Genomic DNA, 19,068 nt, shown 5'->3' on the forward strand with positions numbered 1-19,068 from the left:
TCAGGGATCACATGGGGGGCATCAGCACCGAGTCGATGAGGTACACGGTCGCGTTCTTCGTCTTCACGCCACCGCAGATGACCTTGGCGCCGTTGACCATGATGTTGTCACCGCTGCCGGTCACCGTCACGTCCTGACCCTCGACCGTGGTGTGCGTGCCGTCGATGGCGCTCGGCGCGATCTGGCCGGGGACCACGTGGTAGGTGAGGATCTTGGTCAGAGCCGCGCTGTCGGTCTTCAGCGAGTCGATGGTCGCGGCGTCGATCTTCGCGAAGGCGTCGTCGACGGGAGCGAAGACCGTGAACTCGCTGCCGTTGAGCGTGTCGACGAGGTTCACGTCGGGGTTCAGCTTGCCGCTAACGGCCGACACGAGGGTCGTCAGCAGCGGGTTGTTGGACGCGGCCGTCGCGACCGGGTCGAGCGACATGCCCTCGACCGAACCCGCACCGCTCGGAACCATCGCGGCGTAGTCGGCGCAGCCGGCGCCGACGAGGTCGGATGCCGCATCCATCGTCTTGCTGGGCATCGGTGCTGCCGTCGAGGTCTCCGGAGCCATGGTGCTCTCGGACGTGCCGGCCGATCCGCCCGCACAACCTGCGAGTGCGAACCCGGCGACGGCGAGAAGGGTGAGGCCGCCGAACAGGTGCTTCTTGTTGGTGCGCATGATGTCCTCCGAATCAGAGAGTCGCTGTGTGCCGACTCGTTCAGAACACGCCCCGGTGCCGGGAGCGAGGCAGCCGCACTCTTGCGGCGTACATGCTCTGTTCGGCGTGCTCGCTGAAACGGATGGGAAGAATTTCTAGCGGATGCGCACGGCCCTCCCGGAGACCACGATTCCGCCCGTCTCGGTCACGTCCACATCGAGCACGCTCGACCGCCCCACGTGTGCGCCCTGACGGATCCGGATGCGCCGCGGCGCGAGGCCGCGGCTGCGCAGGTATCCGCCCGTGGCCGCGGCGGCAGCACCCGTAGCGGGATCCTCGGCGACCGTGCCGACGGGGAAGATGTTGCGCGCGTGCCAGAGAGTGTCGCTCTCGGGCCAGAGCACGATGATCGTGGCGGGCCATCCGTTCTCGTCGAGCAGGCGGCGCGCGGCGGCGGGGTCGAAGGCGAACGCGTCGAACACCGAACGCTCGGCGAGCACGAGCAGCGGATGCCAGTTGCCGCCGTACGCGAGAGCGGGCGGATACGACGGATGCAGCGCGTCGCGATCGATCCCCAGCAGAGCGACCAGCTCGTCCAGGGTCTGAAGCGCCAACTCGGCGGCATCCGGTTCCACACTCGTGAACGACACGATGCGCCCGCGCTCGTCCGATCGCGTCCTGATCTCGATCCCACCCACCGCGGTCTCGAACACGAAGCGGCCGTCGCCCTCCCGCTCCGCGAGCGCCGCGGCCGTGGCGACCGTCGCGTGACCGCAGAAGGGCACCTCGGCGATCGGGGAGAAGTAGCGGATACGGCGGATGCCGTCCTCATCCGTGGTCGCGAAGGCGGACTCGGCGTACCCGAGCTCGGCGGCGGTGCGCTGCATCCGCTCGTCGCTCCAGCCCTCGGCTCGGCGCACAACGCCTGCCGGGTTGCCGCCGGCCGGGTCGTCGGAGAAGGCGGTCCAGTGCTCGATCTCGCTCACGCTCTCACGCTACCCACGCGTGAGCGCGCCGGCCCCGGTCCACCCGTGTGTGCGTGGCCCGCCCGAAGCTCAGCCCTTGAGGTCGGGAAAGTCGCTCTCGCGGAACTCGGAGCCGATGCGCTCGGATCCGGCCGCCTCCTCGCGCTCGCGCAGCTCGACGCGGCGGATCTTGCCGGAGATCGTCTTGGGCAGCTCGAAGAACTCCACCCGCCGCACCCGCATGTACGGGGGCATGTGCTCGCGCGCGTGCGCGAGGATGCTGCGCGCGGTCGCCGCGTCCGGTTCCACGCCCGCAGCGAGCGCGACGTAGGCCTTCACGACGTTCAGCCGCACCGCATCCGGGGCACCGACCACACCGGCCTCGGCGACGGCCGCGTGCTCGAGCAGGATCGACTCGACCTCGAACGGCGACACCTTGAAGTCGCTGGCCTTGAACACGTCGTCGGTGCGCCCGACGAAGGTCAGGAATCCTTCGGCGTCCCGGACGGCGACATCGCTCGTGTGGTAGTAGCCGTCGTGCTCGACCTTGGCGGTGCGCTCGGGCTCTCCGATGTAGCCGGGCGTGAGGTTCAGCGGTCGCACGGGAGCCGTGGGCAGACAGATCTCCCCCTCGTCGGCGACCTCGCCGGTGAGCGGATCCAGCAGCACGATCTCGACGCCGGGAAGCGCGCGCCCCATGGATCCGGGCTTGAGCGCCACACCGGGGGTGTTGCCGATGACGGCCGTCAGCTCGGTCTGGCCGTAACCGTCGCGGATCTGGATGCCCCACCAGCGCTCGATCGTGGCAATCACCTCGGGGTTGAGCGGTTCCCCGGCCGACAGCAGCTCGCGAAGCGCCCGCGGCTTGTGCTCGAGGTCGGCCTGGATGAGCATGCGCCACACGGTCGGCGGTGCGCAGAACGTGTTGACGCCCGCGCGATCGAGCTCGCCGGCGAGCGCCACCGCGTCGAAGCGGCGGTAGTTGTAGACGAAGACGGTCGCTTCAGCGATCCACGGCGAGAAGAACAGGCTCCAGGCGTGCTTGCCCCAGCCGGGTGCACTGATGGTCATGTGCACGTCGCCGGGGCGCACGCCGATCCAGTACATCGTGCTGAGATGACCCACCGGGTACGAGACGTGGGTGTGCTCGACCATCTTCGGGCGCGAGGTCGTCCCGGAGGTGAAGTAGACGATCGCGGTGTCGGTGGAGTCCACGACGACCCCGGGACGCTCGTCGGATGCGGTGTCCGCATCCGTGAACGAGGCCCAGCCCTCTCGGTCGCCGCCCACGACGACCCGCACGAGCTCGGGATCGAGCCCGTCGAACTTCTCCGCATCCGCCGCATCCGCGATCACGACACGGACACCCGCACGCTCGATGCGCTCGGCAAGATCGTCGGGGCCGAGCACGACGGAGGTCGGCAGGATGACGGCGCCCAACTTCATGATGGCGAGCATCGCCTCCCAGAGCTCGACCCGGTTGTCGAGCATCAGCATGACGGCGTCGCCGCGGCGCACGCCCTGCTCGCGCAGCCAGTTCGCGACGCGGTCGGAGCGTACGCGCATCTCGTCGTACGTGCGCGAGGCCTCAGTGCCGTCTTCCTCGAGCACCCGCAGCGCGAGGCGGTCGTTGCCCAGAGCGATCTCGTCGAACCAGTCGACGGCCCAGTTGAAGTGGTCACCGACATCGGGCCAGACGAACCCGGCGCGCGCGGCCTCGATGTCGTGGGAGTGGGCGAGCAGGAAGTCCCTGGCCTCGCGGAACGCGCGGCCGGCGGCGGAGTGGAGCATCGTGTCTTCGTTCTCGACGGGGAGAGGATGCGGCGCGCACGAGCGGGCTCTGGCACCGTCCGGTCAGTCTAGGACGGCGTATGTGCGGGCCGCGGCATCCTCTCGCAGGCGACGCCCGATAGCATCGGTGCGGTCGTCGCCGACAGGGGGATCCGACCACACGACACCGGGGGATTCATGGAGATGACCAGAAGAGCGCAACGCGGACGCCGCTCGGTACTGCGCCGACGCAGGGCGCTGACCGCGGCCATCGGCGTCCTCGCCGTGGCCCTGATCGCCGTCGGCGTCGTGGCCGTCGTGCGCGCGGTATCCGCGGCACCGACGCCGTCGGCTCAGGCCGCCGGTCCGTCCACCCCGACGCCGACGCCCACCCCGACGCCCACGCCCCTCACCGCGAGCCAGCAGCTTCTCGCCGACAGCGACGACCCGGCGGCGTGCGCCGTGAGCTTCGCCGGCGACGCGATCACCGAGCAGCCGCAGCTGCAGTCGCAGGGCAAGCTCTACGCCTACCTGCCGATTCCGCGCCGCGAGGGCGCCGTCTTCGCGGGCTGGTATGCCACTCCCGCCGATGCGCAGGCCTTCACGATCGCCGCGCGCGTGAACGGTGCCGACGTCGTCACGTGCACCGACGATGAGATCACGCTCTACGGCGCGTGGAAGTCTCCCGACGAGGTGGCGAGCGAGGACGTCGGCGTCCCGATCCTCATGTACCACCAGTTCACGACCCGTCCCGAGGGCGAGGACGGCTGGTTGAAGGGCAACTACGCCTACATCAACGACTTCGACGCCCACCTGGCCTACATCGCCGAGAAGCAGTTCTACCTGCCGACCTGGGACGAGCTCAGCGCCTTCATCGACGGCCAGCTGTATCTGCCTCACCAGTCCGTGATCGTCACCGACGACGACGCCGACCAGACCTGGCTGGAACTCGCCGTCCCGGTGGTCGAGAAGTACGGCGTGCTGACGACGTCGTTCGTGATCACCGCTGCGCGGCAGGCGCCGTCACCGGGACTGCATGTGCTCCAGCGTTCCCACACGCACGACATGCATACGGCGGGCGAGAACGGCAAGGGCCGGATGGTCAACTATTCGGTCGACCAGATCGTCGCCGACATGAACACCTCCGCCGAGATCCTCGGCGCGAAGGAGGTCATGGCCTACCCCTACGGCCACTACAACGACACGGCCAAAGAGGGGCTGCGCCAGGCCGGCTACGAGATGGCTCGCACCATCGAACCCGGCTACGTGCATGCCGGGACCGACAAGCTCGCGCTTCCCACCGTCCGCATCAACTACGGGATGGGCCTGCAGGATCTCATCAACCTGATCGGCTGATACCCGCCGGTCAGATCTCCCCGGGCGAGATCGCCTGACGGTCGATCTCCTCGACGAAGTACCGGGCGCGCGAGGGCGCCGGGCGCGGCGACGAGGCGCTGCGGGGTGCGTAGACCACCAGCGAGTGGAAGAGGAAGCGCACCACGAAGGCCGCCACGAGGGTGACCGCGGTGGCGATGACCACCGAGATGTGCCACGTCGAGATCATCAGCGTCGTGATCGGGATGCGGATCAGCAGCTCGATGTTGTTAAACGAGAACGACTTCGCGAACCTGCTGCCGATGCCGGACGCCTGCTCTCGCATGTCCTGGAAGACGAACCGTTCCTGCAGCAGGAAGTTGGCGATGATCGTCGTCTCCGCCGCGATGATCATCGCAGCGAGGTCCGTGATGCCGGCGTGCGAGAGCAGCCAGACGATCGCGACATTGGCCACCGCTCCCAGCGCGCCGATGAGCGCGAAGGCGGACATCTTGCCGAAGCGGAGCATGGCCAGCTGCGCCAAGAACGAGATCCCCTGCGAGAACGAGGCCTTCGAGGCACCCGCGAACCGGTCCGCGAACGCGAACGGGATCTCGGCGACACGCAGCGAACGACGCGCGAGGATCTCGAGCAGGATCTTGAACCCGCGGGGGCGCAGCTGATCGAGATCGATGGCGCGCCGGTCGACGAGGAAGAACCCCGTCATCGGGTCGGTGACCTCGCGCAGGCGGATCGGGAACATGGCCTTCGTCACCACGGTCGATCCGCGCGACACGATGACACGCGACCGGTCGGCGAGACCACCCGCGGTGCCGTCGGCGGTGTAGCGCGAGGCCACCACGACGTCCACGTCGCCGTGGAGGTAGCGCGCGACCAGGCGCGCGATATCCTCCGGCGGATGCTGCAGGTCGCCGTCCATGACGATGCAGACGTCACTGGGCGCCGCATCCAGTCCCGCGACGACGGCTCCGCTCAGACCGCCCGCCGGGTCGTCGCGATGGATGAGCCGGACGGGGATGCTGGCGGTCGCCGCCACGCGCCGGATGACGTCGGGCGTCTCGTCCGTGCTGTCGTCGACGAAGAGGATGTCGACGCTGAAGCCCTTCGCGGTTGCGGCGACCCGACGCACGAGTTCTGCCACATTGGGCGCCTCGTTGAACGTGGGGACGATGACCGTGACCTGCATGTGCACCGCCTGATGGAAGCTGTGAACGCCCGAATGCGGACGACACTGCTCATCCTGGCACGCTCGTGATGTCAATTCCCTGGGGTTGAGCATCCGCATAGGAATCCGCTAGCCAACTCGTAACCACCCGATCACGGGCTGTTTACCCGTACGCTGGAATCCATGAGCGAAACGGGATCCGGCATCACGATGTTCGGCGCCGAGTGGTGCCGCGACTGCCGCCGCACGAAGGCTCAGCTCGATGAGCTGGGCGTGGAGTACACCTACGTCGACCTCGAGGCCGACCCCGCCGCAGCGGAGGTCGCCCGCGAGATCTCCGGCCGCACCAACATCCCCGTTGTGGTCTATCCCGACGCGACCCACCACGTCGAGCCGTCCAACGCGGACGTCGATGCGAAGCTGCGCGAGCTGTCGATCATCTGAGCCGGATGCCGACCCGTCGGAGCGTGGGACCGCTCCCCGTACACTGATTCCGGCTTCCGCCGGAATCAGCACGTGAACCGCACTCCATCCCCCGCATCCCGCCGAGACATCCAGGGCCTGCGCGCCCTCGCTGTGCTCGGCGTCGTCGGCGCCCACGCCGCGGGTTGGCCCCGCGGCGGGTTCGTGGGCGTCGACGTGTTCTTCGTCATCTCCGGCTTCCTGATCACCGGCCTGCTGCTGCGCGAGGTCGAGACGACGGGGCGCGTGCGCCTCGCCCGCTTCTACGGACGGCGAGCGCGGCGACTGCTGCCGGCCGCCGCCGTCGTCCTCGCCCTCACGGTCGGCGCCGGCTTCGTCGTGTTCAACGCCGTCGTCGCAGAGCGCACACTTCACGACGCGGTGTGGTCCGCGCTCTTCGCGGCGAACTGGCACTTCGCGGCGGACGGCACCGACTACTTCCACGCGACGGATGCGGCATCCGCGCTGCAGCACTTCTGGTCGCTCTCGGTCGAGGAGCAGTTCTACCTCGTGTGGCCGGGGGTCGTCGCGCTGAGCCTCCTGGCGCTGCCCGCCGCGGCGCGGCGTGGACGGCGCGGACGTCTCACCGTCGGGGCGATCGCGACGGTGATCGTGCTCGCCTCGGCCGCGTGGGCCGCATCCCAGACGGCGTCCGAGCCGACCGTCGCCTATTTCTCCACGCTCACTCGCGCATGGGAGCTCGGAGCGGGAGCGGTGCTGGCCGCCGCGGCACCGCTCCTCTCCCGCATCCCGAGAGCCGCAGGCGGGGTCATGGGCTGGGTCGGCCTCGCAGGCATCGTCACCGCCTTCGCGGTGATCGATCCGGCCGCAGGCGGCTTTTCTGCCCCCTGGGCCGCGCTCCCCGTCGCGGCCACGGCCCTCGTGCTGGCGGGTGGCGTGGGCGGTGACCCGCGCCACCGACACCTGTTCCCTCTGACGAATCCCGTCAGCGTCTTCGTCGGCGATATGTCGTACTCGCTGTACCTGTGGCACTTCCCGGTGATCGTGCTCGCCTCGGTCGTGCTCGCCGGACGCGACGGGGCGCTCTGGCTCACGCTGGGAGCGATCACCGTCCTGTCGCTGGCGACCTACCTGATCGTCGAGCAGCCGCTGCGGTACGCGCCGCTCGTGCCGCGAGCGGATGCGGCCGAGCCCGCCGCGCCGGAGCCGCTCACCCCTCAGCCCGCGCCCATCCCGGCGACCCCCGCCGCGCCGCGACCGCGCGTCGTGGCCACACGCCCCGCGGGATGGACGCCCGGCACCCGGTACTACCCCGGCTCGCCTCGGCCGCTCCCGCTCGCCGCCGGCCCTGTTCTCGAGCCGGCACTCGCCGATCCCGATCCCGAACCCGTGATCGTGCCGATCGTCGCAGCCGACGTCTCGCCCGACGAACAGGAGAACGACGAACGGTCCCCCTGGAAGGCCTGGCGGGCCCGCTTCGGAGCGCAGATCGCCCTCGCCTCATCGGGCCTCGGCATCGCCGTCCTGGCCGCCGTGCTCGTGGCGCAGAGCATCTTCGGCGCACCGGTGATCGGACCGCTCACGCCGCCCGCCGAGGCGCAGGCGGATGGCGGCGACGATCCGATCGCCGCCGTGCAGAACGAGCTGGCGGCCGCCGCATCCGCCACCGCATGGCCGGCACTGTCGCCGTCCCTGGACGCCGTGATCGCCCGCGGCTCGGCGGACAACCCGGCACGGGACTGCTTCGCGCCCGACGTGGCCCCGGATGCGGGCCGGTGCAGCTGGGGATCCGAGCAGGCCGCCACCCGCATCTACCTCGTCGGCGACTCGACCGCCATGGCCTACGCCCCCGCATTCAAGAAGATGGCGGAGGACAGCGGCGGCGCCATCCGTGTGACGACCGTCGGGCTCTACGGCTGCCGGTTCACCGAGGTGGCCGTGCAGAACGACGGCGCCGGCGTCATGGCGGCCTGCGAGCAGCGCAAGGCCGACGTGCGCGCCATGGTTCTCGCCGATGCCCCGAATGTCGTCGTGATGAGCAACGCCTACACGCTGGGCCACACCCCGGACGGGCAGGACCTCAGCGCCGAGACGCTCATCGCGTCGCAGCAGGCGGAGGCCGCCGGCTACGACGTGCCGGGGCGGATCGTCCATCTCGCGCCTCCGCCGGAGGGCGCCGACCTCGCTCGCTGCTACTCGCCGCTGACATCGCCCTACGACTGCGCGAGCGCCGTGTCGCCGACCTGGCAGCAGATGGAGGCGTTGGCCGAGCGTGCGGCCGCCGCATCCGGTGATCACGCGATCAACTCCCTGCCGTTCGGCTGCTGGGAGGGCGTGTGCCCCGCGTTCGCGGGGACGCTGCCGGTGAAGTACGACCAGACCCACCTCACCGTGCCGTTCGCGGAGCACATCGCCCCGATCCTGCGGTCGATGCTCGCGACCGCGGGGCTTGTCTGAAGACGACGGTGACGGCGGGACCTAGGTCCCTATCGGCACCTGCGTGAGCGGAGGAGGGTGGAACCACCAAACACACACAGCCCCCAGGTTCCGGCCCCACACCGCCGCTCCGAGGGATCGAAAGGAGCACACCTCTCATGGCCACCATCACCGCAAATGTCCGGACGCAGGTCGCTGCCAAGCCGATCACGGCAGAGGCGAGCGTCGTCACGAGCCTCGCGGCCCGACGCACCGTCGCCATCGCACGCTTCGCGACCGGCTTCATCTTCCTGTGGGCCTTCCTCGACAAGACCTTCGGCCTGGGCTTCTCCACTCCGGTCGAGCGGGCCTGGATCAACGGTGGCACCCCCGCCCAGGGCTTCCTCAACAGCGAGGCCGTGAGCGGCCCGTTCAAGGGGATCTTCCAGGCGATCGCGACGCCGCTGACCGATGTCCTGTTCATGGCCGGCATGCTCGGCGTGGGACTGGCCGTCATGCTCGGCATCGGGATGCGGGTCGCCGCCGTCGCCGGCAGCGCGATCATGCTCTTCATGTGGATGGCGGAGTTCCCGATGATCTGGGGCAGCGGTTCCACCAACCCGGTCGTCGACTACCACATCATCTACGCCCTCATGCTCATCGTTTTCGTCGCACTTGCGGCCGGCGAAACGTGGGGCCTCGGCGCCCAGTGGCGCAAGCTGCCCATCGTGCAGAAGAACCACTGGCTCATCTAGCCGACCTGCTGGCCGCGTGACGGTGCGGCGCTTCCTCGCCCGGGGAGCGCCGCATCGTCACGTCTGCACGTCCACGCCTCTCCGCCTCCGAGCCCGCGAGCCCCGCGGTCCGCTCTCGGACCCGGGGCCTCTGCATGTTCGAGGGACCCGAAACGTCGCTCTTACGGCCCCGGGACCGCATCATGCGTCCCTCGAACACGTGCGAGCGGCGTTCAAGGGACCCGAGACGTCGCGTCCGCGGCCCCGTGACGACAACGCGCGTCCCTCGAACAAAACGCGCGTCCCTCGAACAAGAGGGAGCGAGCGAGGGGAGGGAGCGAGCGAGGGCGCGGGCGGGGATCAGGAGCGGCGCTGCTCGGCGCGATAGACGGCGGCCTGGGTGCGCCGCTCCATGCCGAGCTTGCGCAGCAGCCCCGACACGTAGTTCTTGACCGTCTTCTCGACCAGGTTCAGCTTCTCGCCGATCTGGCGATTGGTCAGCCCATCGGCGATCAGGTCCAGGATCTGCCGCTCGCGCAGGGTCAGGTCGACCTCGGGGGCGGCATCCGCATCCGCGCGCGAGCGGACGAGCTCGGCGGCGCGCGTTCCGGTGAGAGTCTTACCCGCGGCGACCTGGCGGATGCTGTCGAGCAGCCCGTTCGCGCGGATGTCCTTGAGAACGTAGCCCGCAGCGCCGGCGAGCACCGCGGCCTCACTCGCGCGGTCGTCGTCGAACGCGGTGAGGATCAGGCACGCGATCTCCGGATGCGCGGAGCGCACGTCACGGCAGACATCGATGCCGTCGCCGTCAGGCAGGCGCATGTCGAGCACCGCGACGTCCGGGCGCACCGCATCCACACGCGGCAGCGTCTGGGCCGCCGTCGACGCTTCGCCGACGACCTCCATGTCGGGGGCGGCGTCGATGAGGTCGACGACCCCGCGGCGCACGAGTTCGTGGTCATCGAGAACGAAGACGCGGATCATAGGTCGGCCTCCTGCCGTGAGCTCTCGTCATCGGATGCGGCCGCCGGAGCGGCCAGCGGCACGCTCCACGCGGCGAGGGTGCCGCTGCCGGGGCGCGGCGCGAGTGCGAAGGTGCCGCCGCGGGCCTCGGCCCGCGCCTGCAGGTTGCTGAGGCCGCTGCGCCGTTCCCGGGCAGGATCGAGCCCACGACCGTCGTCGCCGACCTCGATGACGATGCGGCCGTCGCGCACCTCCACCCGCACCTCGGCGTGCGAGGCGCGTGCGTGCCGGACGACGTTCGAGAGCGCCTCGCGCACGACCGCGGCGGCCTCCGGTGCGAGTTCGGCGGGGACGTCGTGGTCGACGGGACCGCGGAAGACGAGCCGCGGCGGCTCCGCGAGAAGGGCGCGATACTCTCCGACGACGTCGACGATGCGATCGCGCAGCGTGACGCCGCCCACGTCGTCGTGCTGCAGCGCGAAGATCGCGGTGCGGATCTCGGCGATCGCCTCGTCGAGGGCGTCGATCTGCGCCGAGAGGCGGTCGCCCAGGCGCGGGTCGTCGACACCGGCCGAGACGACCTGCAGCTGCATCCCAGCGGCGAAAAGGCGCTGGATCACGTTGTCATGCAGGTCGCGGGCGATGCGGCCGCGATCCTCCAGCAGGGCGAGCCGGTGACGGTCGGCACGCGCGCGGCTGAGTTCCCCGGCGAGATCCGCGACGGATGCCAGCGCGGTCGTGCGACGGATGTCGTCGTCGCTGAACGGCCGTTCACGCAGGTGCCGCGCCAGCAGCACTCCCACATCCGCGCCGTCCTGGCCGCCGAGGCTCACCACGAACGCATCGCCGAACCGCACGGTCTCGCCCTCGAATGTCGGCAGCGCCACCTCGGGGAGCACCGTGGCCCCCGTCGCGAGCAGGGCGCGGGCGACCCGATCGTGACCGGGCAGCTCCACACTCTCCAGCTGGCGCGCCATGGCGTCGCCGCGAACGATCTGCAGCCGCACGGTGCCACGTTCGGTGGACGTGATGATCGCCACGAGCGCCGCGCCCGTCAGCATCGGCAGCTGCTCCGCGAGCAGTCGGTAGGGCCGCTCGTCGTCGACTTCGAGGAAGGCCGCGCGCACCTCAGCGGTCGCCGCGGCCCAGCGCTCCCGCAGCCGGGCGGCCTCGTACAGCCGCGCCTTCTCGATCGCGATACCCGCCGTCACGGCGAGCGAGCGCAGGAGCTCCGTGTCTTCCTCGGTGAAATGGCCGTCCGGATGCTCGGCCAGGTAGAGGTTGCCGAACATCTCCTCGCGGACGCGGATCGGGACGCCGACGAAGCTGTCCATGTGGGGATGGTGCGCGGGGAATCCGGTGAATCGCGGATCGGCGGCGACATGGTCGACCCGCACGCTCTCGGACACGATGGCTCCCAGCAGGCCGCGCCCACGCGGCGGGTGCCCCATCCGCGCCGCGGTCTTCTCATCGATCCCGACGTGCACGAAATCGACGATCGCGCCGTCGGCACCCAGCACGCCGATCGCGCCGTATCGCGCGCCGACGAGGTCGACGGCCGACTCGACGATCTCGCGCAGAACGGAGTGCAGATGGATGTGGCCGACGATCGCCTGGTTGAGCGAGAGCAGGCTGCGCAGTCGCGCCTCGATGTCGGCCACGGTCCCCTCCCCTGGTGTCGCGCCCAAGTCTAGGTGCGCCCCCGTCGGCGCCCACCGGCCGCCGCCGTGACAACTGCCCCTTCGCCGCGCCCGACCGCCGCCCCGGCCGCCCTCCGCACCCGGTTCGCCTGTCACAGATCGAGCCGGCGGGCTCGATCTGTGACAGGCGAACAAAACGGGCGACCCCCGAGGACCGGCGCGTTGTGCTCCAGGCCCGGTTCACAGCATCCGGAACGCCGCGGGCGGCACACTGGCCTGGTGGCCCACCCGAAGGAGACCGCCGTGCCCGCGTCCGAGTCCTCTGCAACGCCCGCGCCTGTGTCCACGCCCGAGCTCGATCCGCGGCTGCGCGCCGCGATCGACGACGACCTCGTCGCGCTCCGCCAGGGCGCCGCGCTCTGGTCGCGCTCGAGCATCGTCGAGCGCATCCGCGCACTCTCGGCCACGAGGGATGCGGTCGGCACCGCGGCCGCGGACTGGGCGGGCATCGCCGCGCGCGCGAAGGGGCTCGCGCCCGACCACCCGCTCCGCGGCGAGGAGTGGCTCTCCGGCCCTTACGCCGTGCTCGGCGCACTCGACGGCTACCTCGCGACGCTGCGCCGGATCGCTGCCGGCGGCAGCCCGCTCGACGGGGTGCGGCTCGACCGGGCGCCGGGCGACCGCATCCGCGCGCACGTCTTCCCTCGCGAACCCATCGACAACCTCCTGCTGTCGGGATTCACGGGCGAGATCTGGCTGCGCCCCGGTACCGACGCCTCCACAGCCATCCGCCGCGCCGGGCTCGCGCAGGTCACCCCCGGCGCTGCGGGCGTGGGACTCGTCCTCGGCGCGGGCAACATCTCCGCGATCCCGGTCCTGGACGTGCTGTACGAACTGCTCGCCTTCGACCGCGTGAGCCTGCTCAAGGTCAACCCCACCCAGGACTCCCTCGTGCCGGTCTTCGAGCGTGCGCTCGCGCCGCTGATCGGTCGGGGCCTCGTGCGGATCGTGCGCGGCGGCGGCGATGTCGGTGCCTACCTCACCGCGCACGAGGGGATCGAGCACGTGCACATCACGGGCTCCGCCGCGACCTTCGACGCGATCGTCTGGGGCGACCGCGATCGCTCGACCGACGAACCGCAGCTGAAGGCCCCCATCTCGGCCGAGCTCGGGGGCGTGTCTCCGATCATCGTGGTGCCGGGCGAGTGGACCGACGCCGACCTCCGCTTCCAGGCGGCCCACATCGCGACGATGCGGCTGCACAACAGCGGTCACAACTGCATCGCCGGTCAGGTCGTGCTGATGAGCGCGGACTGGCCGCAGCGGGAGCAGTTCCTGCGGGCGCTGCACGAGGCCTACCGCGATGCTCCGGCTCGGCCGGTCTGGTACCCGCGCGCCGACGAGCGCCTGCACGCGCTCACGGTGACGTATCCGAGTGCCGAGTGGTCGGCCGGGCACAGCCGTGCGCTCGTTCAGGTGGCGTCGGGCGAGGATCCCATCGAACTGGAGACCACGGAGTACTTCGCCCCCGTGCTGGGTGTCGTGGAGCTCGCCGGCACGGGTCAGGAGTTCCTCGACGCCGCCGTCGCGCACGCGAACGAGTCGCTCGCGGGCACGCTCGGCGCCAACGTCATCGTCGACCCCGACACGGAGGACGCGATGGGCGCCGGCTTCGAGCGGGCGATCGCCGAGCTCCGCTACGGCGGCATCGCGATCAACGCGTGGACCGGCGTGCTGTTCGCGACGCCCGTGCTCAGTTGGGGTGCCTTTCCGGGCTCGGACGTGCGGGAGGTCGGATCGGGGATCGGCGTGGTCCACAACACCTCGCTGCTGGCCGACGTCGAACGCTCGGTGCTGCGAGGCCCCTTCCGCCCGTTCCCGCGCTCGCTCGGCCCGGGACGCTTCTCGGTGCTGCCCACTCCACCGTGGTTCGTCTCCGCACGCACGGCGGCGGCCGTGAGCGAGGGCCTCACCCGCTACCGGGTCGACCGCAATCCGCTCGGTCTCGCCCTCACCCTCATCCGGGCGATGGGAGCCTGACCCTCACGCGAACCGGTCGGTAGCCGCCCGCAGGGCCGCCGCGATCCCGGGCTCGGATGCGGAGTGCGAGGCGTCGTCCACGACCACCAGCTCCGACTCGGGCCACGCACGGTGCAGGTCCCACGCCGTCATGATCGGCGTGCAGACGTCGTAACGTCCCTGGACGATGACCGCGGGGATGTGGCGGATGCGGTCCACCTCCTCGATCAACTGGCCCTCGCGCAGCCATCCGTGGTTCACGAAATAGTGGTTCTCGATGCGCGCGAACGCGGTGGCCGCGTCCGGATCCGTCATCGATGCCACCAGCTCCGGGTCGGGACGCAGCGTGAGCGTCGATGCCTCCCACCGGGTCCACGCGAGCGCGGCGGGCCGGTGCACGGCCGGGTCCGCGTCGAACAGGCGGCGGTGGTAGGCCTCGATCATCCGACTGCGCTCGAGCACCGGGATCTCGGCGACGTAGCCCTCCCACAGGTCGGGGAAGATCGCGGAGGCGCCGCCCTCGTAGAACCACTCCAGCTCGTGCCGGCGGAGCGTGAAGATGCCGCGCAGCACGAGCTCGGTGACGGCCTCGGGGTGCGCCTGCGCGTAGGAGAGCGCGAGGGTGGACCCCCAGGAGCCGCCGAACACCTGCCAGCGCTCGATTCCGAGATTGCGACGCAGGAGTTCGAGGTCGGCGACCAGGTGCCAGGTCGTGTTGAACCGCAGATCGGCTGCGGGGTCGCTCGCGTGCGGGGTCGACTTGCCGCATCCGCGCTGATCCAGCAGGACGATCCGGTAGCGCTCCGGATCGAAGAAACGCCGATGCCAGGGCGAGGTGCCTCCGCCGGGCCCGCCGTGCAGGAAGACGACCGGCTTGCCCTCCGGGTTGCCGGACTGCTCCCAGTAGATCCGCTGCCCGTCGCCGACCAGCAGTTCTCCGCTCTCGTAGGGCTCGATCGGCGGGTACAGGATGTCGTCGAGCTCGGAGACCGTCATGTCCTCACGGTACCTTGCCACCCCATCGTGCCCGCGGATGCGCTATAGGGCTCATCGGGATGTGTCCGTTGTGAGCCTGCTCGTATGCTCATCGCATGAGCACAGCTGCGCCCACCACGATCACCATCACCGGCGCCGGGGGACAGATCGGCTACGCGCTGCTGTTCCGCATCGCGGCAGGCGACATGTTGGGCCCCGACCGGCCGGTCAGGCTGCGTCTGCTGGAGATCCGCCAAGGGCTGCGTGCCGCAGAGGGCGCGGCCCTGGAGCTGCAGGACGGCGCGTTCGAGCTGCTGCGCGACGTCGAGGTCACGGAGGATCCGGCCGTGGCGTTCGACGGCTGCAACATCGCCCTGCTCGTCGGCGCGCGCCCGCGCGGTCCCGGCATGGAGCGCGCCGACCTCCTCGCCGCGAACGCGGGAATCTTCGGCCCGCAGGGCGCCGCGATCGCGGCGCACGCCGCATCCGACGTCCGCGCCGTCGTGGTGGGCAACCCCGCGAACACGAATGCGCTGATCGCCTCGGCTGCGGCACCCGACGTGCCCGCCGAACGCTTCGCCGCACTCACGCGCCTCGACCACAACCGTGCCGTCGGTCTGCTCGCGGAGGCGGTCGGCGTCGGCGTGAGCGCCGTGCGCGACGTGACGATCTGGGGCAACCACTCCGCCACCCAGGTTCCCGACGTCACCCACGCGACGATCGACGGCGCACCCGCCCTCGACGTGCTCACCGCGCGCTTCGGCGACGAGGATGCGGCGATCCGCTGGCTCGACGACGAGTTCACCCCGCGGGTGGCGAAGCGCGGGGCGGAGATCATCGAGGTGCGCGGCTCCTCCTCCGTCGCCTCTGCGGCGAACGCAGCGATCTCCCACATCCGCGACGACGTCGAGGGCACCCGAATGGGGTGGACCTCTGCCGCGGTCGTCTCGCACGGCGAGTACGGCGTGCCGGAGGGTCTCTTCAGCTCCTTCCCGGTGCGCTCGGACGGCAGCGGCTACCGCATCGTCGAGGGGCTGGAGGTTTCCGCTCGCATCCGCCGCCGTCTGGACGCCTCGGTCGCCGAGCTCGCCGACGAGCGCGAGGCCGTACGTGCGCTGGGGGTGATCTGACGTGGAGCATCTGGCCGTCATCGTCGGCGGCATCATCGTCGTCGCCATCGTGACGGCCCTGGGCCGACGGCTCAACATCGCCGGCCCCCTCGTCCTCGTCGCCATCGGCCTTGTGCTGGCCGCCCTGCCGTTCGTCCCCGACATCCCCGAGGTCGATCCCGAATGGATCCTCGTGGGCGTGCTCCCGCCCCTGCTGTACTCGTCGGCCGTGCAGCTTCCGGCGATCGAGTTCCGCCGCGACTTCACCCCGATCGCCGGGTTGTCGGTCGTGCTGGTGGTGGGAAGCGCCGTCCTGCTCGGATTCTTCTTCACCTGGGTGATCCCGGGCCTCGACCTCGGCCTCGGCATCGCCCTGGGCGCGATCCTCTCGCCGACGGATGCGGTCGCCACCTCGATCGTGAAACGGATGGGCATCTCCACACGCGTCACGACGATGCTCGAGGGCGAGAGTCTGCTCAACGATGCAACCGCCCTGGTGCTGCTGCGCACCTCGACCGCCGCGATCGCCGCCGGGTTCTCGTTCGGCGATGCCATCCTGTCGTTCCTGTGGGCGGTGCTGATCGCCCTCGTGATCGGCGGACTCGTCGGCTGGGTCAACCTGCGCGTGCGCACATGGGTCGGCCACTCGGCGGCGAACACCGCCATCAGCTTCGCAATCCCCTTCATCGCGTACCTGCCCACGGAAGAGCTCAACGGCTCGGGACTCGTGGCCGCCGTGGTCGCGGGCATCGTCACCGGGCAGGGCGCGGCCAGACGCTTCTCCCCGAGCAACGACTGTCGGAAGAGGCCAACTGGCGCACGATCGAGCTCGTGCTCGAAGGCGGCGTCTTCCTCGTCATGGGGCTGGAGCTCACCGACGTCGTCAACAAGAACCTGACCGAGCACGACGGCCTCTGGCACGGCACGTGGCTCGCCCTGTCCGCCATCGGCATCATCGTCGCCGTGCGCGGCGTGTACGTGGCCTTCCTCATCTGGCAGCAGGGACGACGAGCGCGGCGGTTCGCCGGCTTCGACATCGAGCGCGTCGACAACAGACTGCAGGGGATGGCCGACGGCACGGTGCCGATCGAGAGATCGAACCCGGAGCGGGCGATGCGCCGCATCCCGTCGATCCGGAAGCGACTCGCGCGCCTCGGCGCCGACCTGGACTACTACCGCTCCTCACCGCTCGGGTGGAAGCACGGCACGATCATCGTCTGGGCCGGGATGCGGGGCGTCGTGACCCTCGCCGCGGCGCAGACCCTCCCGCGGGACACCGACCACCGACCTCTGCTCATCTTCGTCGCGTTCATGGTCGCGATCATCAGCCTGCTCCTGCAGGGTTTCACCCTGCCTGCGCTGGTGCGCCTGCTCCGGATCCCGTCGGAGTCCGCGGGACCGACGCGGGAGGAGCAGCGGCGCCTGGACGACGTGCTGCGCGAGGCCGCATCCGAGCGACTGCAGGATGAGGATCTGCGCCGGCGCGACGGGACGGCGTTCAGCGAACGCATCCTCACCCGGGTGGGAGCGCGACTCGTGGACCCGCCGGACGACGAGATGACGGCAGCCGCGCGCGAGGTGCTGGAACTGCGCCTCGAGATGATCGACGCCATGCGCGAGCGCCTGCTCGAGGCGGGGTCGTCGGGGTCGTTCAGCACGGCCGCGCTGCGCCACGCCCTCGCGGAGCTCGACGCCGACCAGATCAGCCTCGAACTGCGCCTGGCGGACGAGACGGGCGACGAGTGACACGTCACTCGATCCGGGAGAGAATGGACGCATGATCAGCGAGGGGACGGGCGACGACGCTGGTGCGGGTGCCGATCCCGCGACCGCGCCGCTGCACCTGCCCCACACCGCGGCCGACTGCCCCAAGTGCTTCACGGAGCTGCAGTCCGACCGCAACTGGTGGCGTGCGCGGCCGACCGGTGCGCGCCTGGTGGGCCTCGTGGTGAACCGCGACGACATGCCCTCGGTGGTCGAACAGCGCGCCGAGCTGACGCGCTTCGGGGTGCCCATCGACGGCTTCCGACACCCGGCCCCCGACATCCTCGAGTCGTGGGAGGAGCGCCTGGGTCGCCTCTTCGGGCGCCTCACCCGCGGCGACGTCCTCGTGGTGGCGAGCGTTCATGCGCTGGGTCGCAACATCGACGAGGAGACCCGCACGGTCGCGGAGCTTCGCCGACGCGGCGTGATGGTGAAGGTGCTGGGCCACTCGGGCCGCCACCTGTTCGACACCGGCCGCTGACGCCGCGCGCGTTTCGTCTCGCCCGCGGCTCGCGCAACGACCGATGCCCGTGGCTTGCTCAACGACCAGTGATCGCGGCTCGCTCAGCGAGCAGCGCGCCAGCATCCGACGACGTGGTCGTCGACGAGTCCGGCGGACTGCATCAGCGCGTACATCGTCGTGGGGCCGACGAAACGGAAGCCCCGCCGGCGCAGCTCCTTGCTGAGCGCGGTCGATTCGGCCGTCGTGGCCGGGACCGCAGCGAAGGACGCGGGCGGCACGTGCCCTTCCGGCGAGAACGACCAGATCAGCGTGTCGAGCTCGCCCGGCGACATGGCCGTGACCAGACGCGCGTTGCCGATGACGGCCTCGATCTTGGCCCGGTTGCGCACGATGCCCGCGTCGCCCATCAGCAGCTCGATGTCGACCTCGTCGAAGGCGGCGACCGCATCCGGCTCGAACCCGGCGAACACCTCGCGGAAGCGCGGGCGCTTGCGCAGGATGGTGATCCAGCTGAGCCCGGCCTGGAACCCCTCGAGGCTCATCTTCTCGAACAGCGGCCGATCACCGTGAAGCGGGGTGCCCCACTCCTCGTCGTGGTAGCGCAGGTACTCGGTATCGACTCCGGCCCACGCGCAACGCGCACGGCCGTCCTCTCCCACGATGATGTCGGTCATCCGCCCACGC

At 70.4% G+C, this 19,068-nt stretch carries 17 protein-coding genes; 9 read left to right on the forward strand and 8 right to left on the reverse strand.

Annotated elements, in window-relative coordinates; all coding sequences use genetic code 11:
- Positions 1–7: 7 nt before the first annotated feature.
- The 3 genes from AC1VNH_RS09605 to AC1VNH_RS09615 all read right to left on the reverse strand — a co-directional run bounded on the left by AC1VNH_RS09605 (position 8) and on the right by AC1VNH_RS09615 (position 3,400).
- Positions 8–664: a fasciclin domain-containing protein gene (locus tag AC1VNH_RS09605; RefSeq protein ID WP_274286537.1), complete on the reverse strand. Its 657-nt coding sequence runs from the start codon at positions 662–664 to the stop codon at positions 8–10.
- A gap of 135 nt (positions 665–799) precedes the next feature.
- Complete coding sequence (locus tag AC1VNH_RS09610; RefSeq protein ID WP_483111091.1) at positions 800–1,630, reverse strand: PhzF family phenazine biosynthesis protein; 831 nt, start codon at positions 1,628–1,630, stop codon at positions 800–802.
- 69 nt (positions 1,631–1,699) lie between these two features.
- Complete coding sequence (locus AC1VNH_RS09615; protein WP_483111092.1) at positions 1,700–3,400, reverse strand: AMP-binding protein; 1,701 nt, start codon at positions 3,398–3,400, stop codon at positions 1,700–1,702.
- 183 nt (positions 3,401–3,583) lie between these two features.
- Between AC1VNH_RS09615 and AC1VNH_RS09620 the strand changes: the two genes are divergently transcribed.
- Positions 3,584–4,735, forward strand: a complete 1,152-nt coding sequence (locus AC1VNH_RS09620) for a polysaccharide deacetylase family protein (protein WP_483111093.1) — start codon at positions 3,584–3,586, stop codon at positions 4,733–4,735.
- Between the two features lie 10 nt (positions 4,736–4,745).
- On the opposite strand, the gene AC1VNH_RS09625 is transcribed toward AC1VNH_RS09620, so the two are convergent.
- Positions 4,746–5,900, reverse strand: a complete 1,155-nt coding sequence (locus AC1VNH_RS09625; RefSeq protein ID WP_483111094.1) for a glycosyltransferase — start codon at positions 5,898–5,900, stop codon at positions 4,746–4,748.
- 162 nt (positions 5,901–6,062) lie between these two features.
- On the opposite strand from AC1VNH_RS09625, the gene AC1VNH_RS09630 reads away from it, so the two are divergent.
- The 3 genes from AC1VNH_RS09630 (at position 6,063) to AC1VNH_RS09640 (ending at position 9,472) form a co-directional block, all read left to right on the forward strand.
- Positions 6,063–6,323, forward strand: a complete 261-nt coding sequence (locus tag AC1VNH_RS09630) for a glutaredoxin family protein (RefSeq protein WP_137418288.1) — start codon at positions 6,063–6,065, stop codon at positions 6,321–6,323.
- A gap of 72 nt (positions 6,324–6,395) precedes the next feature.
- On the forward strand, positions 6,396–8,759 hold the full coding sequence (locus AC1VNH_RS09635) for an acyltransferase family protein (RefSeq protein WP_483111095.1): 2,364 nt from the start codon (positions 6,396–6,398) through the stop codon (positions 8,757–8,759).
- 137 nt (positions 8,760–8,896) lie between these two features.
- Positions 8,897–9,472 carry a DoxX family protein gene (locus AC1VNH_RS09640; protein WP_483111096.1) on the forward strand — a complete coding sequence of 192 codons (576 nt, stop codon included), beginning with the start codon at positions 8,897–8,899 and terminating at the stop codon, positions 9,470–9,472.
- Positions 9,473–9,811: 339 nt separating this feature from the next.
- On the opposite strand, the gene AC1VNH_RS09645 is transcribed toward AC1VNH_RS09640, so the two are convergent.
- Positions 9,812–10,435: a response regulator gene (locus tag AC1VNH_RS09645; RefSeq protein ID WP_274286546.1), complete on the reverse strand. Its 624-nt coding sequence runs from the start codon at positions 10,433–10,435 to the stop codon at positions 9,812–9,814.
- Complete coding sequence (locus AC1VNH_RS09650) at positions 10,432–12,075, reverse strand: GAF domain-containing sensor histidine kinase (protein ID WP_483111097.1); 1,644 nt, start codon at positions 12,073–12,075, stop codon at positions 10,432–10,434. The genes AC1VNH_RS09645 and AC1VNH_RS09650 overlap by 4 nt, the downstream gene beginning before the upstream one ends.
- Before the next feature lie 258 nt (positions 12,076–12,333).
- Here AC1VNH_RS09650 and AC1VNH_RS09655 point away from each other — a divergent pair, with 258 nt between their 5' ends.
- Entirely contained in the window at positions 12,334–14,094 is a 1,761-nt protein-coding gene (locus AC1VNH_RS09655; RefSeq protein ID WP_483111098.1) for an aldehyde dehydrogenase family protein, read from the forward strand.
- Positions 14,095–14,097: 3 nt separating this feature from the next.
- On the opposite strand, the gene pip is transcribed toward AC1VNH_RS09655, so the two are convergent.
- Complete coding sequence (gene pip / locus AC1VNH_RS09660) at positions 14,098–15,069, reverse strand: prolyl aminopeptidase (protein WP_483111099.1); 972 nt, start codon at positions 15,067–15,069, stop codon at positions 14,098–14,100.
- A 95-nt stretch (positions 15,070–15,164) separates the two neighbouring features.
- Here pip and AC1VNH_RS09665 point away from each other — a divergent pair, with 95 nt between their 5' ends.
- Genes AC1VNH_RS09665 through AC1VNH_RS09680 form a run of 4 tightly spaced genes read left to right on the forward strand, consistent with a single transcriptional unit; the run spans position 15,165 to position 18,402 of the window.
- Positions 15,165–16,178, forward strand: a complete 1,014-nt coding sequence (locus AC1VNH_RS09665; RefSeq protein ID WP_483111100.1) for a malate dehydrogenase — start codon at positions 15,165–15,167, stop codon at positions 16,176–16,178.
- Between the two features lies 1 nt (position 16,179).
- Entirely contained in the window at positions 16,180–17,055 is an 876-nt protein-coding gene (locus AC1VNH_RS09670) for a cation:proton antiporter (protein WP_483111101.1), read from the forward strand.
- Complete coding sequence (locus AC1VNH_RS09675) at positions 16,989–17,903, forward strand: cation:proton antiporter domain-containing protein (protein ID WP_483111102.1); 915 nt, start codon at positions 16,989–16,991, stop codon at positions 17,901–17,903. The genes AC1VNH_RS09670 and AC1VNH_RS09675 overlap by 67 nt, the downstream gene beginning before the upstream one ends.
- Positions 17,904–17,934: 31 nt before the next feature.
- Positions 17,935–18,402 (forward strand): recombinase family protein, encoded by a 468-nt coding sequence (locus AC1VNH_RS09680; protein WP_483111103.1) that lies wholly within the window; start codon positions 17,935–17,937, stop codon positions 18,400–18,402.
- Between the two features lie 83 nt (positions 18,403–18,485).
- On the opposite strand, the gene AC1VNH_RS09685 is transcribed toward AC1VNH_RS09680, so the two are convergent.
- A complete protein-coding gene (locus AC1VNH_RS09685) occupies positions 18,486–19,058 on the reverse strand; it encodes a DNA-3-methyladenine glycosylase I (protein ID WP_483111104.1) in 573 nt (190 codons plus the stop codon).
- Positions 19,059–19,068 lie beyond the last annotated feature (10 nt).

This window comes from Microbacterium sp. KU4F (genome assembly GCF_056868075.1).

Coding starts and splice junctions, on each gene's coding strand:
- AC1VNH_RS09605 (WP_274286537.1), bottom strand. CDS start 664: ATGCGCACCAACAAGAAGCACCTGTTCGGCGGCCTCACCCTTCTCGCC.
- AC1VNH_RS09615 (WP_483111092.1), bottom strand. CDS start 3,400: ATGCTCCACTCCGCCGCCGGCCGCGCGTTCCGCGAGGCCAGGGACTTC.
- AC1VNH_RS09620 (WP_483111093.1), top strand. CDS start 3,584: ATGACCAGAAGAGCGCAACGCGGACGCCGCTCGGTACTGCGCCGACGC.
- AC1VNH_RS09625 (WP_483111094.1), bottom strand. CDS start 5,900: ATGCAGGTCACGGTCATCGTCCCCACGTTCAACGAGGCGCCCAATGTG.
- AC1VNH_RS09630 (WP_137418288.1), top strand. CDS start 6,063: ATGAGCGAAACGGGATCCGGCATCACGATGTTCGGCGCCGAGTGGTGC.
- AC1VNH_RS09640 (WP_483111096.1), top strand. CDS start 8,897: ATGGCCACCATCACCGCAAATGTCCGGACGCAGGTCGCTGCCAAGCCG.
- AC1VNH_RS09645 (WP_274286546.1), bottom strand. CDS start 10,435: ATGATCCGCGTCTTCGTTCTCGATGACCACGAACTCGTGCGCCGCGGG.
- pip (WP_483111099.1), bottom strand. CDS start 15,069: ATGACGGTCTCCGAGCTCGACGACATCCTGTACCCGCCGATCGAGCCC.
- AC1VNH_RS09665 (WP_483111100.1), top strand. CDS start 15,165: ATGAGCACAGCTGCGCCCACCACGATCACCATCACCGGCGCCGGGGGA.
- AC1VNH_RS09680 (WP_483111103.1), top strand. CDS start 17,935: ATGATCAGCGAGGGGACGGGCGACGACGCTGGTGCGGGTGCCGATCCC.
- AC1VNH_RS09685 (WP_483111104.1), bottom strand. CDS start 19,058: ATGACCGACATCATCGTGGGAGAGGACGGCCGTGCGCGTTGCGCGTGG.